General features: G+C 68.5%; 21 protein-coding genes and 1 pseudogene. 11 read left to right on the forward strand and 11 right to left on the reverse strand.

Annotation, left to right across the window (positions count from 1 at the left end; genetic code table 11):
* Positions 1-47: 47 nt before the first annotated feature.
* The gene (locus ACQPZQ_RS42775) at positions 48-1,430 is read left to right on the forward strand and encodes an acyl-CoA dehydrogenase family protein (protein ID WP_433290169.1); all 1,383 of its coding nucleotides are present in this window, start codon (positions 48-50) and stop codon (positions 1,428-1,430) included.
* A 15-nt stretch (positions 1,431-1,445) separates the two neighbouring features.
* Here ACQPZQ_RS42775 and ACQPZQ_RS42780 read toward each other — a convergent pair whose 3' ends face one another.
* Positions 1,446-2,363, reverse strand: coding sequence for a phosphotransferase family protein (locus ACQPZQ_RS42780; protein ID WP_433290170.1), 918 nt, complete (start codon positions 2,361-2,363; stop codon positions 1,446-1,448).
* A gap of 118 nt (positions 2,364-2,481) precedes the next feature.
* On the opposite strand from ACQPZQ_RS42780, the gene ACQPZQ_RS42785 reads away from it, so the two are divergent.
* The gene (locus tag ACQPZQ_RS42785; RefSeq protein ID WP_433290171.1) at positions 2,482-3,303 is read left to right on the forward strand and encodes a class I SAM-dependent methyltransferase; all 822 of its coding nucleotides are present in this window, start codon (positions 2,482-2,484) and stop codon (positions 3,301-3,303) included.
* On the opposite strand, the gene ACQPZQ_RS42790 is transcribed toward ACQPZQ_RS42785, so the two are convergent.
* From ACQPZQ_RS42790 to ACQPZQ_RS42805, 4 genes are all read right to left on the reverse strand, one after another.
* A complete protein-coding gene (locus tag ACQPZQ_RS42790; RefSeq protein ID WP_433290172.1) occupies positions 3,257-3,934 on the reverse strand; it encodes a dienelactone hydrolase family protein in 678 nt (225 codons plus the stop codon). The two genes, ACQPZQ_RS42785 and ACQPZQ_RS42790, sit on opposite strands and share 47 nt — an antisense overlap.
* A gap of 179 nt (positions 3,935-4,113) precedes the next feature.
* Positions 4,114-5,472, reverse strand: a complete 1,359-nt coding sequence (locus tag ACQPZQ_RS42795) for an FAD-dependent oxidoreductase (RefSeq protein WP_433290173.1) — start codon at positions 5,470-5,472, stop codon at positions 4,114-4,116.
* A gap of 307 nt (positions 5,473-5,779) precedes the next feature.
* Positions 5,780-6,070, reverse strand: coding sequence for a DUF1905 domain-containing protein (locus ACQPZQ_RS42800; RefSeq protein WP_241036980.1), 291 nt, complete (start codon positions 6,068-6,070; stop codon positions 5,780-5,782).
* Positions 6,071-6,108: 38 nt separating this feature from the next.
* Positions 6,109-6,936, reverse strand: coding sequence for an alpha/beta fold hydrolase (locus ACQPZQ_RS42805; protein WP_433290174.1), 828 nt, complete (start codon positions 6,934-6,936; stop codon positions 6,109-6,111).
* Between the two features lie 197 nt (positions 6,937-7,133).
* Here ACQPZQ_RS42805 and ACQPZQ_RS42810 point away from each other — a divergent pair.
* Positions 7,134-8,396, forward strand: a pseudogene (locus ACQPZQ_RS42810) (IS110 family transposase).
* Between the two features lie 115 nt (positions 8,397-8,511).
* Positions 8,512-9,540 (forward strand): sigma-70 family RNA polymerase sigma factor, encoded by a 1,029-nt coding sequence (locus ACQPZQ_RS42815; RefSeq protein WP_433299659.1) that lies wholly within the window; start codon positions 8,512-8,514, stop codon positions 9,538-9,540.
* A 9-nt stretch (positions 9,541-9,549) separates the two neighbouring features.
* Here the strand turns inward: ACQPZQ_RS42815 and ACQPZQ_RS42820 are convergent, their stop codons facing one another.
* Positions 9,550-10,275 (reverse strand): Mut7-C RNAse domain-containing protein, encoded by a 726-nt coding sequence (locus tag ACQPZQ_RS42820; RefSeq protein ID WP_433290175.1) that lies wholly within the window; start codon positions 10,273-10,275, stop codon positions 9,550-9,552.
* Between the two features lie 260 nt (positions 10,276-10,535).
* Here ACQPZQ_RS42820 and ACQPZQ_RS42825 point away from each other — a divergent pair, with 260 nt between their 5' ends.
* From ACQPZQ_RS42825 to ACQPZQ_RS42835, 3 genes are all read left to right on the forward strand, one after another.
* Entirely contained in the window at positions 10,536-11,936 is a 1,401-nt protein-coding gene (locus tag ACQPZQ_RS42825) for an MBL fold metallo-hydrolase (RefSeq protein WP_433290176.1), read from the forward strand.
* Between the two features lie 447 nt (positions 11,937-12,383).
* A complete protein-coding gene (locus ACQPZQ_RS42830; protein WP_433290177.1) occupies positions 12,384-13,031 on the forward strand; it encodes a PadR family transcriptional regulator in 648 nt (215 codons plus the stop codon).
* Between the two features lie 214 nt (positions 13,032-13,245).
* Positions 13,246-14,463, forward strand: coding sequence for an FAD-dependent oxidoreductase (locus ACQPZQ_RS42835; RefSeq protein ID WP_433290178.1), 1,218 nt, complete (start codon positions 13,246-13,248; stop codon positions 14,461-14,463).
* A 46-nt stretch (positions 14,464-14,509) separates the two neighbouring features.
* Here the strand turns inward: ACQPZQ_RS42835 and ACQPZQ_RS42840 are convergent, their stop codons facing one another.
* Together ACQPZQ_RS42840 and ACQPZQ_RS42845 are read right to left on the reverse strand one after the other, a co-directional pair.
* Complete coding sequence (locus tag ACQPZQ_RS42840) at positions 14,510-15,211, reverse strand: PASTA domain-containing protein (protein ID WP_433290179.1); 702 nt, start codon at positions 15,209-15,211, stop codon at positions 14,510-14,512.
* Between the two features lie 55 nt (positions 15,212-15,266).
* Positions 15,267-15,500, reverse strand: coding sequence for a hypothetical protein (locus tag ACQPZQ_RS42845; RefSeq protein ID WP_241036967.1), 234 nt, complete (start codon positions 15,498-15,500; stop codon positions 15,267-15,269).
* 356 nt (positions 15,501-15,856) lie between these two features.
* On the opposite strand from ACQPZQ_RS42845, the gene ACQPZQ_RS42850 reads away from it, so the two are divergent.
* From ACQPZQ_RS42850 to ACQPZQ_RS42865, 4 genes are all read left to right on the forward strand, one after another.
* Positions 15,857-16,348 carry an Ig-like domain-containing protein gene (locus ACQPZQ_RS42850; protein WP_433290180.1) on the forward strand — a complete coding sequence of 164 codons (492 nt, stop codon included), beginning with the start codon at positions 15,857-15,859 and terminating at the stop codon, positions 16,346-16,348.
* A 187-nt stretch (positions 16,349-16,535) separates the two neighbouring features.
* Positions 16,536-17,144 carry a TetR/AcrR family transcriptional regulator gene (locus ACQPZQ_RS42855; protein ID WP_433290181.1) on the forward strand — a complete coding sequence of 203 codons (609 nt, stop codon included), beginning with the start codon at positions 16,536-16,538 and terminating at the stop codon, positions 17,142-17,144.
* Between the two features lie 99 nt (positions 17,145-17,243).
* Positions 17,244-17,996 carry a 3-oxoacyl-ACP reductase family protein gene (locus ACQPZQ_RS42860; protein ID WP_433290182.1) on the forward strand — a complete coding sequence of 251 codons (753 nt, stop codon included), beginning with the start codon at positions 17,244-17,246 and terminating at the stop codon, positions 17,994-17,996.
* 165 nt (positions 17,997-18,161) lie between these two features.
* The gene (locus ACQPZQ_RS42865; protein ID WP_433290183.1) at positions 18,162-18,923 is read left to right on the forward strand and encodes a methyltransferase domain-containing protein; all 762 of its coding nucleotides are present in this window, start codon (positions 18,162-18,164) and stop codon (positions 18,921-18,923) included.
* A gap of 1,436 nt (positions 18,924-20,359) precedes the next feature.
* Here ACQPZQ_RS42865 and ACQPZQ_RS42870 read toward each other — a convergent pair.
* The 3 genes from ACQPZQ_RS42870 to ACQPZQ_RS42880 all read right to left on the reverse strand — a co-directional run bounded on the left by ACQPZQ_RS42870 (position 20,360) and on the right by ACQPZQ_RS42880 (position 22,393).
* Positions 20,360-20,758, reverse strand: a complete 399-nt coding sequence (locus ACQPZQ_RS42870) for a DUF805 domain-containing protein (RefSeq protein WP_433290184.1) — start codon at positions 20,756-20,758, stop codon at positions 20,360-20,362.
* Positions 20,759-20,892: 134 nt separating this feature from the next.
* A complete protein-coding gene (locus ACQPZQ_RS42875; RefSeq protein WP_433290185.1) occupies positions 20,893-21,321 on the reverse strand; it encodes a PAS domain-containing protein in 429 nt (142 codons plus the stop codon).
* Positions 21,322-21,478: 157 nt separating this feature from the next.
* On the reverse strand, positions 21,479-22,393 hold the full coding sequence (locus tag ACQPZQ_RS42880; RefSeq protein ID WP_433290186.1) for a LysR family transcriptional regulator: 915 nt from the start codon (positions 22,391-22,393) through the stop codon (positions 21,479-21,481).

A 22,393-nucleotide genomic window follows, 5' to 3' on the forward strand; every position in this document is an offset into this window, starting at 1 on the left:
CCACCCGGCCCCGGAAGATCATCGCGGTCAGATGAGGAGATCCGGGAATGTCCATCGAGTTCAGCGAATCGGCCGGCATCAACTTCTCGCTCAGCGCCGATCAGAAGAAGGTCCAGCTCGCGGCACGGGACTTCGCCGAGAACGTGCTCGCGCCGGTGGTACGCGAAGCGGACCGGGAACCCGATCCGTTGAAGGCGTTCCAGATGACCAAACCGGCGTACGTGGAGGCCTACAAACGGGGTATCGCGTTCGGCATGCTGCCCAAGGAGTACGGCGGTGGCGGCCTGACGAATATCGAGCTTATCCTCGCGGCCGAGGAGATCTGCGCCGTCGACCCGGGCTTCGCGTGCACGGTTCTGGTGAACGGGCTCGCACTCATGCCCGTCTGGTACTGGGGCACGGAGCAGCAGAAGAAACGCGTGATGCAGGCCGCCACATCGGATCCCTCCGGGGAATGGATCGCGGGTTACGCGGCCAGCGAGCCGCCCGGCACGCCAGGTGGCACGGCCAACTTCGACACCCCACTTCCCCACCCCGTCGGCATCGGCGTCACCGCTCGTTTCGACGGCGACAGCTACGTACTCAACGGCCGCAAGTACTGGCCGTGCAACGTCGCCGGCTGGGACGGGCGGGGAGCGAACATCAACCTCGTGGTGGTGCGGACGGACCCGACCAAGGGTGGGACGGAGGGGCTCTCGGCCATCCTCGTCGAGCGGGGCACCCCCGGCGTCACGTACAACCTGATCGACACCTTCGGACACCGCCTCACGCCGAACTCGGAGATCATCTTCGAAAACGCGCGGGTGCCGGCGTCGAACCTCGTGGAAGGCACCCTGGGCAACGGCGACCTGCTGATCAACCGCAACTTCGCCTGGTCCGGCCCGGTCGCCGGAATCGCCGCCGTCGGGGTGGCCCGAGCGGCGTACGAATCAGCCCTGGACTGGGCGAAGACCTACACCGCAGGCAGCCCGCACCCGATGATCTACTTCCAGAACGTCGGATACGTGCTCGGCGACGTCGCCGCGCGCATCGAGGCCTGCCGCTACTTCTGCTGGAAGGCCGCGCACTACATCGACCAGCACGACTACCACGGCGAGCTCATCGGCGCGCTGAACAAGACCTACTGCACGGAGACGCTCCTCGACAGCGTCTACAAGTGCTTGCAGGTCGTCGGAGTCAACAGCGCCGACCGCAAGCACATGTTCGAGAAGTTCCTCAGGGAGGCAGCGATCCTCCCGATCTACGACGGCGGCAACTTCGGAATGCAGCGCCGCCGCGTCCACGGCGTGCTGGCCAGTCCGGACTTCAACCCTCGCGCACTCATGGACGACGAGTACGTCGAGTTCACCAAGGAGATGGAGACGATCGACACCGTCCAACGGCCGGAGGGTCCGGCAGGCCGGCCCCAGGAGCGGCTGACTCACGCATGACGACCGACCACGAGATCAGTCTCGCTGGCGCCGCCGCACCCAGGTGAGCAGCGCTTCGCCCTGGGCACGTTGAAACTCACGCAAGCGCGGGATACCAGGGGGTGGGTCCCGTCGTGCCATGTCCAGGAAGAAGCCCGCGAACCCGGCGAGCACGGCGGTCAGGTCCTCGGGGTCTGCGTCACGGGTGGCCGGGGTCGTCCGCAGTAGCTCGTCAGTGTCGTGCCCGCCGTACCGGTCGACCTCCACGAGCACCGTGAGCGTGTCCAGCCAGCCCGGACCTCGGCACGCCCACGGCCAGTCGACGAGAACCGCTCCTTCGGCGGTGATCAGCACGTTGTCGGCCCGGAGATCGGTGTGCACGAGTGTGTCGCCGACCAGCGCCTTCACGCCGCGATCGGCAAGATCGCGCAATCCGTCCAGTCCGGGGATGCTGGCGCCGTCGGCGGCGAGCCGGTCGAAGCCCGCGAGGTCCTCGGCCAAGGCATCCCGAGCGACCGGCAGCTCGGATAGCGGACAGGGCGTGGCGGCGTGGTTGATGACCTCGAGAGCGTGGAGCACGGCGGCCAGCTCGTCGTGACGCCACGGTAGTGCGGGAGTCCGGCCGTCGACGTCGGTCAGAACGAGGGCGATCCAGCCGTCCACATCCACGGTTCCGCGCAGTTGCGGAACGGGCAGTCCCGGCGGCAGCGCCCCGGTGATGCGGGCCTCGCGCCGGTGCATACCGGGGCTGTCCGGATTCTGCGCGGCGCTGACGGCTTTGACGAAAGCACGCTCACCGGTGGCGGTGACGACGCGGTCGGCGGATCCCGGCGAGAAGCCCCCGGTCTGGGACCGTGCCTCGACGACCGGCGATCTCAGTACGTCCGCCACTCCGTCGCGCACGGTGGAGGGCAGATCGGTCCACGACAAGCGCGTGCCTCCCGAACCCGACATGCCGGCAAGGCTGACAGAGCCGACCGTTGACTCGCGATCGAGATTCGCGTCGCGTGCTGCGGGACGGCTGACCACAAACCTGTCGTCGGTCCACACCGTCAACTGGTGGGGTGGACCGATGGACGGGAGAACTGCTCGGCTCCGCGAGACCTTCGACGCCGTCGCCGAACGGTACGACCGCGTGCGGCCGGGCTATCCCCGCCAGACCGTGGAGGATCTCGGACACCTCGCCGCCCTGCAGGCAGGCAGCCGGGTGCTCGAGATCGGGTGCGGCACGGGACAACTGACGGTGCCCCTCGCCCGACTCGGCACGACCGTCACCGCCGTCGAGCTGGGAGCTGCGCTGGCCGACGTCGCACGGCGAAACACGGCGGCGTACCCGAGCGTCCAGGTCGTTGTCGGGGCTTTCGAGGAGGTCCCGCTGGCCGAGGATGCTTTCGACCTGGTGGTCGCGGCGACATCGTTCCACTGGATCGACCCCGAGACACGGTTGACGAAGTCGGCCCGGGTGCTTCGCCGAGGCGGGTCCCTCGCCGTCATCGACACGCACCACATCGCAGGCGGGACGGATCAGTTCTTCGTGGACGTGCAGCGTCACTACGAGAAATGGGATCCGCTGACACCGCCCGGGCTGCGGCTGCAAAGTGCCGACGCCATACCCGTCGCGCGGCCGGATCTCGAAGACCGCCAACTGTTCGAGCCCGCCGTGCTACGTCGCTACGAATGGGAAGCCGAGTACACGACGTCGGAGTACCTGGCGCTGCTACTGACCTACTCGAACCACCTGGCGCTGCCTGCGCCGCAGCAGGACGGGTTGATCAGCGGTATCGGTTCCCTCATCGACACGCGGTTCGGCGGCACCGTGACAAAGAGATATCTGACCGAGCTGCGGGTCATCCGGCGTCGGACGACCCACAGCGACCGTCGAAGATCTCGGTGAGGAAGGAGCGGATCTCCGCCCAGCTCCGGGCGTCGGCGGCCTCGCTGTAGGCGACCCCGGGAGTCTGTCCGGTGTCCCCGTCGTGGGTGAATCCGTGCAGCGCGCCGCCGTGGACGGTGAGCTGCCAATCCGCCTCCGCCGCCGTCATCTCCTCGACGAAGCCGTGCACCTCGGCCCAGGGAACGTGGGGATCCGAGCCGCCGTGGCAGACCAGGATCTTCGTGTGTACGGTGCCGCGCCGAGCCGGCCGATCGGTCAGCAGGCTTCCGTGCACACTGATCACCCCCGCCACCGAACTCCCTGCACGGGCGAGTTCCAGCACGCTCATCCCGCCGAAGCAGTACCCCACGGCAGCGAGCGGCCCGTCGACGCCCGGTGTGGTCGCCAGTACGTCCAACGCCGCCTGGGTGCGCCGGGTGAGCAGGCCGGGGTCGGCCCGGAACGCGGCCAGCCGCTCCATGATCCGTTGCCGATCCCCCCGCACACCCCGCCCGTACATGTCCGCGGCCAGCACGACGTAACCGAGCTCTGCGAACCGCCGCGCCCGGCCGCGCGCATGGTCGTCGAGACCGGCGCCGCCGTGCACGACGAGAACACCGGGGCGGGGCTCCGTGATGGAGGAATCGCGCATCACGACTCCGTCGAGTACGACGTCGTCATCGCGATAGACGACAGGCGTGGCCGTAACCGTGTGCGAGTTGGAGAAGCACGTAATCACGGCCGGAAACGTACTACAGCAAAATGCAGCATAGCACATTTCGTCGAATTTTGAAATCCACCATTGGTGGGCTCAGCCGTTCCCGACCAGCGCTAGGCCGCGGATGCCCGCCGAACCGGACCGGCCTCGCGGAGCACCCGCTCCTGGAGGTCCGGAGCCATCAGCCGGGCCGGCTCGTCGAGCATGTTGGCCACCCTGAGCAGTTCGGTTCCCAGCACGGCATCCTTCGCCGCCGCTTCCCGGTACCGCTCGAGGTACTCATCCACGGCCGACATCTCCTCGGTTCGCTCGCCCGCGACATCCGGGAACCGCAGGTCGTTACCGACGACCAGACCCCACGGCGTGTCGAGCATTGTCGCTGCGGCCAGGAAGAACCGGCGATTCACCTCGCCACTGTCCTCGCGCAGCAGGCGCCTCAGCAGCAGAGCTTCGAGAGCAGCGACCGTCATGCCCTGGCCGTAGATGGGATTGAAGCCGCAGAGAGCGTCGGCGACGACGAGATAGCCATCCGGGAACCGGCCCAACTGTTCGTAGTGCCTGCGGATGCTCGCCGGGTAGCGCATCAATACCGGTTCTGTGAGCGGGGTGGCGGTACGGATGATCTCGGCGATCTCCGGGGCTCCGAACCTTTCGGCGTACTCGGCCATCGCCGCGTTCCGCGTCGGCAGCTCCTCGCCTCCGCCGACGCCGATTCCGACGAGGGTGAGGATGATGCGATTATCCTCCTGCGCGAGGATGAACGAACCACGCGGTTGACCGGGGTAATAGTTGTACGAAGCGCCGATTCGCCCGTCGAGATGGCGGGGTTCGCGACGGTAGACCTGGGTGACGTAGGTGAGCTGGATTCGGACCTCCTCCTCGGGCGCCCGCGGATAGCCGAGCTCCCCGAGCCACAACGGAGTGCGGGTGGCCCGGCCCGCGGCGTCGACCACGAGATCCGCGTCCAGCGCCGACTCCGCCGTCCCGTCCCGGTGCCGGATACGTACGCCGGTGATCCGGCGCTTGTCCGGAGAAGTCGTCAGGCCTGTGACATCACAGCGATCGATGATCGTCACCCCGGGCAGCGCCGCAACCCGCGAGCGGACGGTGAGCTCCAGGAGTTGGCGGCTTACCGCCAATCCGACCAGTCCGGACGGGTCGGGCCGCAGCAGGTGTCCGTCGAAGTGCCAGTGGATGTCCGACTGCGTGTCGGCGGCTATCGCGCCGGCCGCGATCAGCTCGTCGCGTATCCCCGGGAAGAGCTCCTCGTACGCCTCACCGCCCCGGGCGAGCAGACCGTGCAGGTGACGACTCTGTGGCACACCACGACGCGGAGCCGGCTCAGCGGGCAGATCGTCCCGGTCGACCAGCGTCACGCGCTCGAAACTCTCGCTGAGCACCCTGGCCGCGGAGAGACCTCCCATCGAGGCACCGATGACGATGGCATGTCGACGAGACGAGACCGAGCCCATCGAAACTCCTTGGGGATTGTGTGCGAGATCCACCGCGGCCACAGATCGAGCCACATGAAACCTGCTCGACTCACCCGGTTTTCAGAAGTCCCGCGCGGCCGAGTTCCTGTGAATGACGTTACAGTCGAGCGCGAATCACGGAAAGGTGTTCGGCCTCACAGATCAACACCGATTGCGTCCGAATTCGCGCGGACCGCCGCCACCACACGAAAAGATCGGATTGCCTACTCCGTGCCGGTTATACGCGCCTCACGGCTATTGGCGAGCAGGCCCGGGCCGATTGCCGCAAGGATCCCCGACAAGGCCGTCAGCTGAGCCGCTGCTCGAGATGAAAGCTCACCTCGTCGCCGAGCCGACTCTTTCCAATGACCTTACAGAGGGCAGCTCTGAGAGGGAGCCAGTGCGGTCCATTGCCCGACGGCATGAGGGTAGCGGTGAACGGGTGGCCGTCGATCGTTCCGCTCACCTTCACGGCCCGCCGCGTCCCGAGGAGCTCGGCTGATCCTGGCACGGTCACGTAGGTGGCGAAGGCTCCGTCCTTCTCGATCGGCGCGGTGAATGCATGGTCGAGTGATTGACCGGTCTTCTGCGTGCTCATCCTGAGTCCTTTGTCTGCGGTCGATGAAAACTCGCTGCTCAGCTCTCGAGCAGCACGGCACGCAGGCGCGTGGCGAATGCGATGGGGTCGTCGACGAAGGCGATGTGCCCGCCGGGAAACATGGTCGGCTCGATGTCGAGCGCCGCGGTGAGTGCCCTCGAGCTGCGGTCGCAGAACTCGCCGGCCGATTCGGCTCCGATACCGACCACGATCCGGGGCGGGACGGCACGAAGGACGGCGAGATCGGGCTGCCAGCGAGTGGTGGGCCGCATCTCGTGGGCGAACCAGAAGTGCTCGTCGGCCACCGTCCGCGGGTCGCGTTCGCCGCCGAACATCTGCTCGACAGCGCCCTCTGGCATGGCGATGTCGGCCTGAGCGAAGAACTTCGCCCAGGCTCCTGTCACGTCACCGGCGAGATAGGTGGCGATCAGGTCGTCGGTCTGTGCGTGGATCTCCTCGTGGTCGTCGAACAGCTTCTCCAGCGGCGGCTCGTGGGCGACGACGGTGTGGACCTGCTCGGGGTGGGCCTGCACGAGAGCCAAGGCGCTGACGGCACCGCCGCTGGAGCCGAGGACGACGGCAGGGCCGGCGTCGAGGTGGGAGAGCAAGCGGGAGAGGTCGTCGCCGCGCATGTCCGGCGTCGAGTCCGCGTCGCGGTCGTCGACCGAGCTGCGGTTGATGCCTCGCGGGTCGGTGGTGAGCACGGTGTGGTCGACTGCGAGGAGGTCGGCCAGCGGCGCGAACGCCGAGGCGTCCATCGGGGCGCCCACGAGCACCACCAGCGGCCCCGTGCCCCTCACTTCGTAGTGCAGTCGCGCACCCGGGACCTCGAGGTGCCCGGCAGTGACGGTGGTCGTCTGGTTCATGGAGCCTCCGTAAGGTTGTTGATGTTCGGGATGAGGTGTCCCGGATGCTCGGAACGGCGGGGTGTGGCTGATGAAGTCTTGCCGTTGGGTGGTTTCGCAGGAGTGGCCGCTCCGCCGTTCTGGACGCCTTGGCCGCTGATTGAAATCTGCGCACGGTCGCTGTTTACGGAGCTGCTGGCAGGGTCGTCCATGGGCCTATGAGCTGCAGAAACGGGGAACGTGAGCAGGTGGCGGACAGGAAGTTGTGGGTCGGGATCGACGTCGGCAAACGGTTCCATCACGCATGCACGATCGACTAGAACGGAAAGGTGGTGTTCTCCCGCAAGATCGGCAACGGCCAGGCTGCGATCGAGGATCTGATCACACGCACCCACGCCAAGGTGGGCAAGGCGTCCGCGCTGGGTGAGGTGGTGTGGGCGGTGGACATGACCTCGGGGTCTGCGGCGCTGTTGCTGGCGCTGCTGCTCGAGACCGGGCAGCAGGTGCTGTCGGTGCCCGGCCGACTGGTCAACCGGATGGCCGGCGCGTTCACCGGCGAGGCCAAGACCGACGCGCGCGATGCGCACACCATCGCCGAGACCGCCCGGCTTCGCGCGGATCTGTCCCCGGTACGGGCGCCTGACCAGATCGTCGGTGACCTGCGGGTCCTGACCGCGCGCCGAGAAGACCTGATGGCCGACTGGGTACGCGGAGTCAACCGGATCCGTGAGCTGCTCGGCTCCATCTTCCCCGGCCTGGAGCAGGCCTTCGACTACTCCACCCGCTCGGCGTTGATCCTGCTGACCGGGTTCCAGACCCCCGCCCGGCTGCGCACCGCCGGGGTCGAGGACGTGGCCGACTACCTGCGCAGGCAGCGCGCGTGGCCCCCCGGCATCCCCACCATGGCGGCGACGGCAGTCGCGGTGGCCGGTGAGCAGAGCGTCGCGCTGCCCGGTGAGGCTGTCACCGCGCCGCTGATCGCCCGGCTCGCAACGCAACTGCTCGACCTCGACCGCGAGATCAAAGACCTGGACAAGCAGCTTGCAGCCCGGTTCGCGCAGCACCCGCACGCGCAGATCATCACCAGCATCGACGGGTTCGGGCCGGTCCTGGGCGCGGAACTGCTCGCTGACACCGGCGGTGACCTGGTTGCCGCCTTCGGCACCCCGTCCCGGCTGGCCGCCTACGCCGGGCTGGCACCGATGCCCCGGGACTCGGGCAGGGTCCGCGGGAACCTGCACCGCCCCAAGCGCTACCACCGGGGACTGCGCCGGGTGTTCTACCTCGCCGCATTGTCGGCGATCAAACGCGACGGCGGGCCATCGCAGGTCTACTACCAGCGCAAACGAGCCGAAGGAAAGCGACACATCCACGCGCTGATCACGCTGGCACGCCGCCTGATCGATCTGGTCTGGGCCCTGATCCGCGACAACCGCAGCTTCACCCCCGAGGCACCGCCCCGGATCGCTACTGCGGCTTGACACGGTCATTGAAACTCCTGCAGCGACGTGGTGGTACTCGGTCGGCGAACAAGACTCCTGCGGTGGGGCAGAATCATCGCGTGTGAGCGAAAACGTCACGAAGACCGCGCACCCGCTGTCAGAGGACGACGAGGACACCGGTCTGGCGCGGGCACGCGCCGGTGACGACGCCGCCTTCGCCCGCCTCGTGGAGCCCTTGCGCCGCGAGTTGCACGCCCACTGCTATCGCATGCTCGGCTCCACACACGACGCCGAGGACGCCCTCCAGGACGCTCTTGTGCGGGCGTGGCGAGGACTCGCACGCTTCGAGGGCCGCAGCTCGCTGCGCGCCTGGCTGTACACCGTCGCCACCAACACGTGCCTGGACCTCGTCGCCCGCCGAGGCAAACGAGCGTTGCCGGTGGATCTCGGCCCGTCCAGCGTGCGCGTTGTCGTCGGCGACGCTCCGCATGCCGACGTCGCCTGGCTCGGCCCGTACCCCGACACGGGACTCGCGGCCGGGGCCGCCTCGCCGGACGCACGCTACGAGCAGCGTGAGGCCGTCGAACTTGCGTTCGTCGCCGCTCTGCAACACCTGCCGGGCAACCAGCGGGCCGCGCTCCTGCTGTTCGAGGTGCTCGGGTTCTCCGCCGCCGAGATCGCCGAGATGATGAAGACTTCGACCGCTTCGGTGAACAGCGCCCTCCAGCGCGCCCGCCGGATCGTGGCCGAGCGCGTCCCACCCCGCAGCCAGCAGCAGACCCTGCGGGAGCTCGACGACGAGCGTCTGCGGGCCGTGGTCGCCGGCTACTCCGCCGCGCTCGAACGCGGCGATGCCGACGCGCTCGTGGCACTGCTCACCGAGGACATCACGTGGTCGATGCCGCCGCTGCCGCATTGGTACCGCGGACTCGACGCCGTCATCGACTTCGCCGTGGCGATCCCGCTCACCAGCTGCGGCTCCTGGCGACACCTCCCGACCAGCGCCAACGGCCAGCCTGCCGTGGGCTCCTACCTCTGGAACGACGACGCCCGAGCGCACCTCAGCTGGTCGATCGACGTGCTGACCATCCGCGACGAACGGATCTCCGAGATCACCTCGTTCATCGGCGCTGAGCACTTCGCGCCCCTCGGACTGCCCGCCGCGTTCCCCGTCAGTACGTGACGCTGCCGCTCATCCGGTGGGCGCGCGCTCGCCGACCGTCTTGAGGGCGGCCGCGACGACGGCGTCGAGCCGCCTCCCGTGCGCGCCGTGCCAGTACACGCGGCCGCAGGACACGCAGCGGGCGAACTGCTCGTAACGGAGCCGGGTTCCGGGTTCCAGCTGATCGGCGACCTCGCCCTTCGGCACACCCACCAGCTCGCCGTTGCAGGCGGAGCAGCGCGTCCACGGCGCGAGCGGCGGCGCGAAACGATCCAGCACGTCAGCCAGCTGCGCCTCGGCTCCCTGCCCACGGACGTAGGCCCCCGCCCACAGCGCGCGCCGCATCAGCAGGCCGCGGTCCTGGGTGAGCAGGATCCGGCGGTCGTTTCCGGCCCGCTCGACGAGGCCGGCGTCGTCCGCATCGTTGCCGTACGCCGTGTCGACGCCGAGCAGACGCAACCGACGGGCGAGCGTGCCGAGCCCCACGTCGAGCAGGAATCCGACGCCGTGCGGCAGCTTCTGCGGGCGGGGCGGAGGTGTGAGCTCGATCACTGCGCCCGGGCGGGGCGACACCGACGGGCCGCTCCGGACGCCATCGATCGTCGCGGTGCCCACCTCGGTGAGCGGAATGCCGAGGGACTGCACGACGTGGCCGAGCGACGCCGCGCCGTCGTACGGCACCTCGAACTGTGCGTGCCGTCGACGGGGCGCGAGGAACAACCTCAGTCCGGGGGCCGGCCGGATCACCAGTTCCATCGGTAGTCCTTCCCCACCGGGGCGTACCCGGCTCCTGCCGAGTCTGCGCCGAGCCGAGCTCCGGCACAGCCCGGGGCACGCGCAGCTTCCAGCTCCGATGCGATATCGCCTTTTCGGTCATTTCTGCACTTTCGGCGCATGAACGTGGAGGAAAGCGATATTCCGCCGCGCCCCACCGAACGTCGGTGACTACAGTCTCGTTCACATACTGAGAGATCCGAGCTAATGTACGGTCATTACGCCAAGTGAGGGGTGGGAGCATGAACCTTACGGTGGACGTCGTCGAGACCAGCGAGTTAGGCGATCGGAGCTACATCGCCCATGACGGTCAGTCAGCGATCGTCGTCGATCCGCAGCGAGACCTGGACAGAGTCGAGCGCGTGCTCGCGGACCTCGGCCTGAAATGCGAAGCCGTTCTGGAGACCCACATCCACAATGATTACGTGACCGGCGGACTGGAGTTGAGCCGCCGCACCGGTGCTCGCTACGTGGTGGCCGCGGCGGACCACGTCGAATTCGACCGGCATCCCGCGCACGACGGTGACGAATTCCAGGTCGGCGGGATGCGCATCCGCGTCATCGCCACCCCCGGGCACACGGATACCCACCTGTCGTACCGGGTCGACGACGGGACGGGGCCCGCCGCGCTGTTCACCGGAGGGTCGTTGCTCTACGGGAGCGTCGGACGCACCGACCTCGTCGACACCGCGCGCACGGAGGAACTGACGCACGCGCAGTACCGCTCGGCCCACCGGCTGGTCGAGCTGAGTGCTGACTCGGACGCGATCTACCCGACGCACGGGTTCGGCAGCTTCTGCTCCTCGGGCTCCGCCACCGGGGGCAGCGGCAGCACGATCGGACTGGAGCGCATCCGCAACGACGCCCTCACCGAGGACGACGAGGACAAGTTCGTCGAGCGCCTGATCGCGGGACTCACCGCTTTCCCGAGCTACTACGCGCACATGGGCGCGCGAAACCGGCAGGGCCCCGGACCTGCGGACCTCTCGCCCGTCCGGCCCGTCGAGCCTGCCGAGCTGCGGAGCCGGATCGAGGCGGGCGAATGGGTGGTCGACCTGCGTCACCGCACCGCCTACTCCGCCGCGCACATCGCGGGCAGCATCGGGATCGAGCTCGGTCAGCAGTTCGCCACCTATCTCGGCTGGCTCATCCCCTGGGGGACGCCACTGACCCTCGTCGGCGAGAGCGCCGAGCAGATCGCCGATGCGCAGCGGCAGCTCGTGCGCATCGGCATCGACCGGCCCGATGGATCAGCGGTCGGCACCCCGGACAGCCTGGCCGGGCCCGACGAGATTCGCGCCTACCCGCGCAAGACGTTCGACCAGCTCGACGCCGTCCGCAACGACACCCACGTCGCAGTGCTTGACGTGCGGCGCGACGACGAACGGGCCGGCGGATCGATACCCGGTTCGACGCACATCCCGATGCACTCACTGCTGACACGGCTCGACGAGCTCCCCGACGGGCAGTTGTGGGTCCATTGTGCGTCGGGATTCCGGGCCAGCATCGCGGCGAGTCTGCTGGACCGCCTCGGCCGCGACGTCGTGCTGGTCGACGACGACTACTCACGCGCGGTGGAGCTGGGCTTGACGACCGCTACACCGCACCTCCCCGTCGGCCACCCGACGCGAGCCGCGTCCTGACCACGTTCGCCTGCGAGCGTCAGGGATCTGCCCGTAGCGCTGCGGCTGCCCGGACGCCGGTCGCGGGCGGGGTCGGCAGCAGCCGACCCCGCCCCAGCCGAAAGTGAACGCCCACGCGCTGACATGAACGGCAACCGCAGGTACGACGCCGACAGCCGCATGGCCAGCGCCATCAGTAGTCCATAGCCACCCAACACGGCGACGGCCGACGGTGCCGTCGCCGCAACTGCTGCCGTGAAGCGGCTCGGCACGGTGTTCTGCGCCGAGCCGCTGCTTGCCGGGCATCTCATCGCCGACCAGCCTGCACACCACCGCCGTGATCAAGCCGGTCGAGCCCCTGCGGTCGGCTGATTCATCCGCCACCCGACACGAACGGCACCGGCAGATGCACCCCGACTACTCGTGTGCGTATACTCGTCGACGAGCATTCGTGGACGGGGGTGAGAAGTGGCCAAGCAGCGCCGGGTCGGCAACCCACTGGCACTCGCCGTGCTCTCGGCCGTTTCCCTGCGGCCGATGCACCCCTACGAGATGGGCCGAACCTTGCGCGAGTGGGGCAAGGACGAGGACATGGAGATCAAGTGGGGGTCGCTCTACACAGTCGTGCGCAACCTCGCCAAGCACGGGTTCGTCGAAGCCGTCGAGAGCACACGACAGGGGGCCCGCCCCGAGCGCACCGTCTACCGGATCACGGATGCCGGGCGGGAGGAGCTCGTCGACTGGGTGCGTGAGCTGATCTCCACTCCGCAGCGGGAACACCCGAAGTTCACAGCCGGCCTCTCGGTGGTGACCGTCCTGCCGCCGCAGGAGGCGATGAACCTGCTGCGGCAGCGGCTCGCGTTGCTCCACGAGGAGATCGCCGGCAGGCGCGACTCGCTCGCCACCCACGCCGAGAACGTCCCGCGGATCTTCCTCATCGAAACCGAGTACGAGCTCGCCATGCGCGAGGCGGAAGCAGCGTGGATCCGCTCCGTGCTCGACGAGATGAGCTCCAACGCCTTTCCGGGTCTCGCCGCGTGGGGGGCCTGGCACGAGACGGGCGAGATACCGCCCGAGATGCGCGAGCCGGCCGAAAGGAGCGGCACGACGGAATAGTCGTTCACGAAGAGGCCCGGCAGCGGTGCGGCAACACCACCACCGGGCCCTTGACCCTCGAACCGCAGCCGCGGAAGGCGACCCGGCCACGAGATGGCAGTCACGAGGATAACCGGGCGCACTCCCCGACGACGGTTCGGACGCACGCAATCCGAAACCCGGCCGGCTGCCCCGAAGGGGCTGGTGCCGGCACATGCCCTGTGGGGGAGAAGCAATGACGGACGTGAGAACAGCACTGGTCATCGGCGGCGGGATCGCCGGGCCGGTCGCGGCGATGGCACTACACAAGGCCGGCATCGAGGCGACGGTCCACGAGGCCTACCCGAGCACGGCGGACGGCATCGGCGGCACGATCGCGATCGCCCCGAACGGGCGGGCTGCGCTGGAGGCCATCGACGCGCAGGACGCCCTGCTCGCGCACGCACACCCGATGTCGACGACGGTCATGACGTTCGGTGCCAAGCAACTCGCGCTCCCGAGCCTGGCCGGTGTGCCGCCGCTGCAGGTGGTGCGCCGCGCCGAGCTGTACCGGTCGCTGCACGCGATGGCGCGCGCACGAGGCATCCGGATCGTGCACGGCTCCCGCCTGGTCGACGCCGAGCAGACGGCGTCCGGCGTCCTCGCGCGGTTCGCTGACGGCAGCACCGCCACCGCCGACGTGCTCATCGGCGCCGACGGCGTGCACTCCACGGTGCGAAAGCTGATCGACCCGAACGCGCCCGGCCCGAACTACACCGGAATGCTCGGCTTCGAGGGCTTCGCGGACGTCGAGGTGCCCGCCAGGCCCGGCACCATGACGTTCGCGTTCGGCAGACGCGCCTTCTACCTCTACTGGCCTCAGCCCGGGGGCGGCACGGTGTGGGGCGCAAATCTGCCGCAGGAGCGGCCGATGTCGTTGGCGGAGGCCCGGAAGGTGCCGGCCGAGGAGTGGCTCCGCATCTTGCGCGAGACGTACGCCGACGACGACCCGGGCGGCGAGTTGGCCCGCCGCACCAGCGCAGACCAGCTACAGGTCGTCGGGTCGCTGCACATCATGCCGAGCGTGCCGCATTGGTACCGCGGTCGGATGGTGCTGGTCGGCGATTCGGTACACGCGCCGTCGAACAGCTCGGGCCAGGGCGCGTCGCTGACGATCGAGAGCGCGGTCGAGGTGGCGCGTTGCCTTCGCGACCTCCCGGACGTGCCGTCCGCGTTCGCCACCTACGAGGGTCTGCGCCGCCGCAGGGTGGAGAAGATCGCCTCGCGGGCAGCGAAGATCAACCATGCCAAGGCTCCCGGCCCGGTCGCGCGGGCCCTGATGCCGGTCCTGATGTCGATCCTGATCAAGGTCGCCATGAACCCGGAAAAGACCGTAGGACCGGAGCAGCGCTTCCGCATCGACTGGGACGCGACGATCGTGCCGGCAACCGGGCCCGTGCGCGCCGCCGGCTGACGAACCGGCTGGCGGCGTCAACGACCCTGGCGCCGCCGGCCCGTCGTCATCGGACGCTCTCGCCCGTGGTCTCGTCGACGGCTCCGCGGATCGTCTTGAGGGGCGGCGACGGGTTGAGCGGGCTGCGCACCCCGGCCGGGCCGGGCCCGCGCTCCAGCCACAGCGTCACGGGCGAGTGCAGTGCAACGCGCGCGCCCGCGCCCGGCTTCTGGTCGACGACCACGTAGCCCGACAGTTCCCAGCCCAGGAAGGGCGGGAGATCGGGATCGGCGTTGACCGCGACGAGGTGTGCCTGCAGGAGCGTGTCGCGGGCGTTCTCCCACGAGAGACCGCCCACGTCCGGGACTACGGCGGTGAGGGCGGCGGCCGCGTGCCGCGCAGCCTCGTCCACTGCTCGTTGACCGCGGGCCCGGGACGGTTCGTCGCCTGCCCTCGCCGGGGCACGGGAGGCTCCGCTCGGTTCATCGCCGTCGAGATCGCGCCAGCGCTCCCACGCCGACTGACGGGTCATGCCCAGTCTCGTGGCGATCTCGGCCCAGCTCTTCCGGTTGGCGCGAGCCGCTCTCACCGCGGCCAGCTCCGTCTGGTCGAGCAGCCGGCGCACCACCCCGAGATCGGACAACGCGTCCAGGGCAGCGTCTCCGGCGCGCGACCCCGCGGCCTCGCCGACCGGGCCGGCGTGATCCCAGCCATCGAGCCGGCTCCACGCATCACGGCCCTCCGGCCATGGATCCCTACGCCCAGCCATGCCGTCAGGTTAACCTGACACATCGCGGGCAACAAGACCGCGGCTCGCCCTGCCGTCAGTCGCCCACGTCGTCCCGCAACTTCAGCACCGTCCGGAGCACGTACTCGACAGCCGACTCGAATGCACCGCCCCGCAGTTCGTCCCGGGTGGCGAGGTTGCGCGACGCGAACTCGAGCATCCGGTCCGGGCCGACCCGGCGAACGACCAACGCGGCGATGTCCTCGAGGTCGAGGCCCGGGTTGTCGAGCCGGGTCAGCGCGAACTCGACGACCAACTCCTCGTCCGTCACGAGATCAGCTCCCCTGCCCGTCGGGTCGTGTACTCCCCATCATCCCCAACGCGGTCGTCGTCCCCTGGACCCGGCAGCCCATCGCCCGTTCGCCGGTTCCGCGGATCATCGACACGCTCAATATCGCCGATCAGGACGGCGCCGCCGCTGATCTGAAACTGCCGCCGACTCCATCACCCGCCCCGGGCGAACCGCCATAACAGTGGGGTGAACAACCGCCCCCTGACGAGTGGTCCGCGTTGCCCGGTTCGCCCATAGGGTGCGTTACTTGCTGCCGTCCGGGCGCGATTCTGACCAGCTTTTCCACGTGGACCGATTCGGCGTGGAAATCGCCCTCGAAAATGAGTAGGGGTACAGTGGAATTTCGCTACAGGCGGGCCACCCGCCGCATCATTCTGACATTCCTCGCGCTTGCCGGGATGCTTGTGTTCGCATCACAGGCCTGGGCTCAACCTGTGAATTCGACGACCACAGTGCAGGCGTCACCGTCCTCAGCGACCGTCGGACAGCAGGTCGTCCTGACCGCGACGGTCACCTGCCCCGGATTCCCACCGCAGGGCGGGCTCGGCGTCACGTTCGCCGATGGCATGAACATTCTGGACACGGTGCCGCTCAACGCCAGCGGCCAGGCGTCGCTCACCACCACGTTCACCACCGAGGGCCCACACCTGATCACCGCCGCCTATAACGGCTTCGGTAACTGCGGCGCGTCCAATGCCACCACGACGGTGCAGGTCACGAGCGAACCGGACCCGCCCACGCCACCCACACCCTGCCCGTGCGGCGGCGGCAGCGGCCTGGTCAACATCCACAACAGCGGCAACAACGGCGGTTGGGTGTTCGGCTGATCGTTTCGTGCCGAGAACCCGGGCAAGAACCACATGAATCATTCGGCTGCGGACGGGGCCGGCCGGCGAACCCGCCGCCAGGCCCCGTTCGGCAGCCGATGGGTACCGGCTCCCGTGATCACCGCCCTAGATCTGTACCGTTCGGTAAGATATGACCGGAACTGGATCAGGCATCCACGGAGGCAGCATGCGGACAGGACGTCCCCGCGAGTTCGACCTCGACCAGAAGCTCGACAGCGCAGTGCTGGTGTTCTGGCGGCAGGGCTACGAAGGCACCGCGATCTCCGACCTGACCGATGCGCTCGGCATCAACCGGCCGAGCCTGTACGCAGCTTTCGGGAACAAAGAGTCCCTGTTCCGTCGCGTTCTCGAGCGGTACTCCGAACAACGCGCGGTCTACCTGCTCGAGTCGCTGAAAGAGCCCACCGCCCGATCCGTCGTCGAGCACCTGTTGCGCGGCGCATCCGAGGCGACGACCGGCCGCGGCCTGCCCAACGGCTGCCTCCTCGTCCAGGGCGCGCTCGCCACCGGCCCGGACAGCGCTCCGATCCGCCAGGAGCTCGACGCATTGCGACGGTCGGGCGAGACCGCGATCCAGGCTCGGCTGAAGCGCGCCCAGGACGAGGGCGACCTGCCGCCGGATGCCGACACCGTGGAGCTCGCGCGCTACGTCTGCACACTTCTCCAGGGCATCGCGGTGCAGGCAGCCGGTGGCGCCACTCGCGCCCAGCTCTATCGCGTGTGCGAGATGACGATGGCCGGCTGGGACACGCTGGTCGCCGCGTCGACGAGCTGATCCCCTGGCGGCCGAGCCCAGGCCCGACCGCCTTGACGTCCCGCCTCGAACCGGCCTAGCTTTATACCGATCGGTACAGATATAGGACGGTGGGTGCGTGTGAACGCGACGGTTGGTCCGCTCGACGGCAAGGTCGCCCTGGTCACCGGAGGCTCGCGGGGCATCGGCGCGGGCATCGCGAAACGGCTGGCCGCGGACGGCGCGACCGTGGCGCTGACGTACGCAAGCTCCAAGGACCAGGCCGAACAGGTGGCAGCGGACATCGCGGCGGCCGGTGGCACCGCCTTCGCCATCCATGCGGACAGCACCGTCGAGGCGGACGTGATCGGCTCGGTGACCGCAACCGTGACACGGTTCGGGCGGCTGGACATCCTCGTGAACAATGCCGGCGGCGGCTCGTTCGCGATGATCGACGAGATGCCGATGACCGACATCGACCGAACCCTGGCGGTGAACGTACGAGCGGTGATCGTGGCGATCCGTGAGTCGCTCAAACACATGGGCGAGGGCAGCCGGATCATCAATATCGGCAGCATCAACGCCGAGCGGGTGCCGTTCCCCGGAATCTCGATCTACGCCGCGAGCAAGGGCGCCATTGTGGGCCTCACCAAAGGGCTCGCGCGCGAGCTCGCGCCAAAGGGAATCACCATCAACAATGTCCAACCCGGCCCGGTGGACACCGACGGCAACTCCGCGACCGGCCCGGCCGCGCCGCTCATGCTGAGCGCGATGGCCCTGGACCGGTTCGGTGACGTCAGCGAAATCGGCGCGTTCGTGTCGTTCCTGGCCGGCCCGGACGGTGGCTTCGTCACCGGCGCCAGCCTGAACATCGACGGCGGCTACACCTCTTAGTCGACCAACTCTGAACAACGGGCCTGCTTGCTCCCGGTCAGGCCAGCCGGCATGACCGTCGTAGCGGGCCGTGACCTGCATATCGCGACGGCACCCGCTCGTTGATCAGCCGCGTCCGGTACGAACCGCGTTGCCGGACACCAGCCCGAGATCGACACTGAGCCGATGACTGCGTCGTTGAACTTCGAGCAGCTCATCGCCGAGGGCAACGCTGCACCCGTGGTGGGCTGGGACTTCTCCTGGCTCGAGGGCCGGGCCACCGAAGAGCGTCCCTCATGGGGCTACCTCCGTTCCATGTCGGAGCGGATGGCGCGCGCTCGCGCGGCACTCGACGTTCAGACCGGCGGCGGGGAAGTCCTCGCACAGGTCCCGAACCCTCCACGGCTGCTGGCCGCAACGGAGTCCTGGCCGCCGAACCTCGAGGTCGCGTGCGGAAACCTCCGGCCACTGGAGGCGTTCGTCGTCCGGGCCGCTGATCACGGGACGCTCCCATTCCAGGCGCAGACGTTCGACCTGGTCGTCAGCAGGCACCCCACCACCGTGGTCTGGCCCGAGATCGCCCGAGTGCTCGAACCAGGCGGCACGTACTTCGCCCAGCACGTGGGCGCCGGATCGAACCAGGAACTGATCGATTTCATGATGGGCGCCCAGCCCGTCAGCCAGAACCGCAGCCCTTCCCGTGCGGCTGCGGGTGCGGAGGCGGCCGGCCTCATCGTGACCGACCTGCGAACCCAGGCCCTCCGCTGCGAGTTCCACGACGTCGGCGCCGTCGTGTACTTCCTCCGCAAGGTCCTCTGGACCGTCCCCGGCTTCACCGCCGACAGCTACCACGACGAGCTCGCCCGGCTCCACGACCGCATTCAGTCCGACGGCCCGTTCGTCGCCCACAGCCAGCGCCTTCTCATCGAGGCGCGCAAGCCGGACTGACCCAGCCACACGACGTATTGCGCCAGGCCGCCCGGTTCATGATCGCCATTTCGGGACCGCGAACCGCGCCACACCCTGGCGGTGGGGCCCGAACTGACGATCAAGCTCCGAGATCCCGGCCGCACCGACCTGGCCCGCAAGCTCCCGCAGGCCTGTTAGCCCCATGATCACCAGTTCGGGGCCGCCAACCGCGATACACCCTGCGCCCAGTCCCGAGCCGACGATCAAGCTCCGAGACCCGGCTCTGCTGACCGTGGCTCGCAAGTCCCGCCGGCCCATGATCACCAGTTCGGGGCCGGCAACCGCACCTCACCCTGCGCCATGGCCCGAGCCGACGATCATGCTCCGGGACCCGGCCGCACCGACCATGGGCCCCGCACGCCCGCCGACCCGCCCATCATGATCACCAGTTCGGAACCACGAACCGCGCCACACCCTGCGATGGGGCCGAACTGACGATCAACCTCAAGACCCTCCCGACCCAGCCACGACCGGCCGCCGGGACCGACAGCCGCATCACACCCCGGATCCAGGTCCCGACCGGGATTAATCTCCAGCGACAGGCCGCGCTCCCGCACAGCCGCCGGCAGACCGTTCATGATCACCATCTCGGGCCCTCAACCGCGAACCGCCGATCATGCGCCGGCATCCGACCGCGCTGACGTGGCTCCAAGTCCCGCCGGTCCGCCCGCCATGATCACCATTTCGGTACCCGCAACCGCGCCGCACCCTGCTGGGGCCCGAACCGACGATCAACCTCAGTCCCGTGACCGGCCTACAGGCAGGCGGCCGATCCGACCATCACCGCCAACCGGACACCGGCAAGGGCCCTCAAACACAGACTCCAACCAGGACCGGCCTCCAGCGCCAAGCCGCACTGCTGGTAGCTCCCGCACGGCTGTCGACCAGCTCTCATGATCACCATTTCGGGACCGTCAACCCGACCACACGCGGTCCCACGTCCCCAACCGATGATCAAGCTCAGAAATCCGGCCGCACTGACCGCGGCCCACCGCAAACCCACCGGTCTTGCCATGATCACCATTTCGGGACCAGCAACCGCGCCCCGCCCTGCCGTAGGGCCCGAACCGACGATCATGCGTCGCATCCGGCCGCACCGACCATGGCCCGCACCCCGCCGGCCTGCGCGACCATGATCACCAGCTCGGGTCCACCACCCGCGCTGAACCCTGCTGCGGGGCCCGCACCGACGATCAACCTCCGGCGTCAAGTCGGACTGCCTGACGGCTCCCGCACAGCCGCCCGGCACCGTCCATGATCACCATTTCGGAACCCCCAACCGCGATACACCCTGCTCCGGGGCCCGAACCGACGATCAAGCTCCAGGGCCAACCACGGCGACGACTCTCGGCAGCCCCTGAACGCACAGCAGCGGTCCGCCCCCGGGCAGACCGCTGCAAGCTTGACTGTCTCGCTCAGCCGGTGAAGGAACCGGCGGGGGTGCTGGAGGGAACAGCCTTGGGGTCGGGCCCGTAGGCGTTGCTGCTGCGCTGGCCTTCGAGCGCGAAGAACACGATGAGCACGATCGCGCCGATCAGCGGGATCACGCCGATGAGCAGCCACCACCCGCTACGGCCGGTGTCGTGAAGCCTGCGGGCGCCGACGGCCAGGGTCGGGATGATGAGCAGCACCGAGTAGACGGTGCCGAGCCACCCGGTCGTGGACAGCCCCGGACCCACGAACACGACCTCGTCCACCAGGCCGAGGACAAGCCCGACGATCACACTCACCAGCGTGAACATCCAGTACTCGGTTCGCCGAGCGCGACCGTTGAAGTCCGCGTACTGGCGCAGGACCTTCGCGTACCACTGCATGCCAACTACCCCCACAGATGAGTTCATGTCGCCTTGAATCACTCGCGCTGATCACACGGAGGGGGTCCGACCTTCGTTCTATGACCTCGGTCACCCGAGGGAGGCCGAGCCGTGGGCCGGCTGGCACACCAAGATCACGTACCGTGAGGCAGCATCTCCTGCTCGAACGACTTCCGGCCGGATTCATCGAATCGGCGGCACAGTTCCTGTACCTCGTCCTTCAGCAGGACGATCTGCGAATACCCCGCGATACGTCCGTCGACAATGATCGGCGAGACGGTCACCAGGATCGTGGTCTTGCCGTAGGGACGCGCGACGTATCGAACCGGCTCTGTCCGACCCTCCTCGAAGAGCGCGAGCATCGCGTCGAAGCGCGGATTCGTGATCTGCCGGCGATGCCTGCCACGGACGTCGTTTCCGAGGTACTCCGGTTCCCGATCGAGGTTCTGCTCCGCCCATCGGTTGTAGTAGAGAACGTTGCCTGCAGGGTCGAGGATCGTGACGCCGACGCCTGCCCACTCGAGGATCTCGTCGGAGAGCAGGCTCAGGTTCCATCCATGCATCGTCCGGTCACTCGCCTGCGTTTCGCGGTGCTTTCTGTCCTTTTTGACCACCCCTGGGACGCTAGATCGATCAGGCCGATGGCTGGGGCACAATTCAGGATCGGTGAATCAAGCCTTGCGTACGTGCCGGCGGCGGCTACTCGCCCGACGGGCGCCGTCACGCACGGGGGCCGCAGAAACGACCGTCGACAGCGCTGACCGTGCTCGCCAGAGTTGTCGCGATCGAGCGGAACGCAGCGACGACGGGTCGCCGATCCGTTGCGCGGCTGGCCAGCACCGTCTGCTCGACGGGCGCATCGCGAATCGGGACGAAGGCGACTCCCGGCCAGCTGTAGAAGCGACGGAAGCTCTGCACCGAGGAACCGACCCCCCGCGCGAGGGCCGCGCTGAGGAGGACGTCGTGCGGGGTGAACGTGACGTCCTCCGACCGCCGCACCGGGTCACCGTTCCGCGCCCGTCCGAAGTACATGAAGTCGGCGAACTCGCGCGGGCTGGCCGCGGGGATGTCCACGTACCGCAGATCGAGGACCTCCTCGACCGACACCGATGCCGCGGCGGCGAGCTCGCTCCGCCGGGAGGTCACCAGGATCCGCGACTCCGTGGTCATCACGTCCGAGACGATCCGGTCGTCGACCGGCGCCGGTCGCACGAAGGCGACGTCCACCCGACGTTCGACGAGAGCACTGACGTGTTCCTGGAAGGAGAGGGGAACGAGGCGAATGGTGACGTCCGGCTTGGCGCGGGCGAACGCCGCGATCGTGGCCGGTGTCAGCTCGGCGGAACCGTGCCCCATGACTCCGACCCTCAGAACCTCGCCGTCGGCCGGGGCGTCGGCCACCTGCAGTGCCCTCTGCTCAGCTTCCAGGAGGGTTCGAGCGCAGGTCATCAGTCGTCGCCCGGAGTCGGTGAGCTCGAGCGGCGAGCGCTCCAGCAGCCGCGCACCGATCTCGCGCTCGAGTGCCTTGACATGAGCGGTGACCGCGGGCGGAGAAAGGAACAACCTCTGCGCGGCCCTGGCGAAACCGCCCTCCTCCACGACGGCGACGAAGGACCTCAGCTGCCGCAGATCCAT

The sequence above is a fragment of the Pseudonocardia sp. CA-142604 genome (assembly GCF_050948475.1).
Taxonomy (GTDB): Bacteria; Actinomycetota; Actinomycetes; order Mycobacteriales; family Pseudonocardiaceae; genus Pseudonocardia; species Pseudonocardia alaniniphila.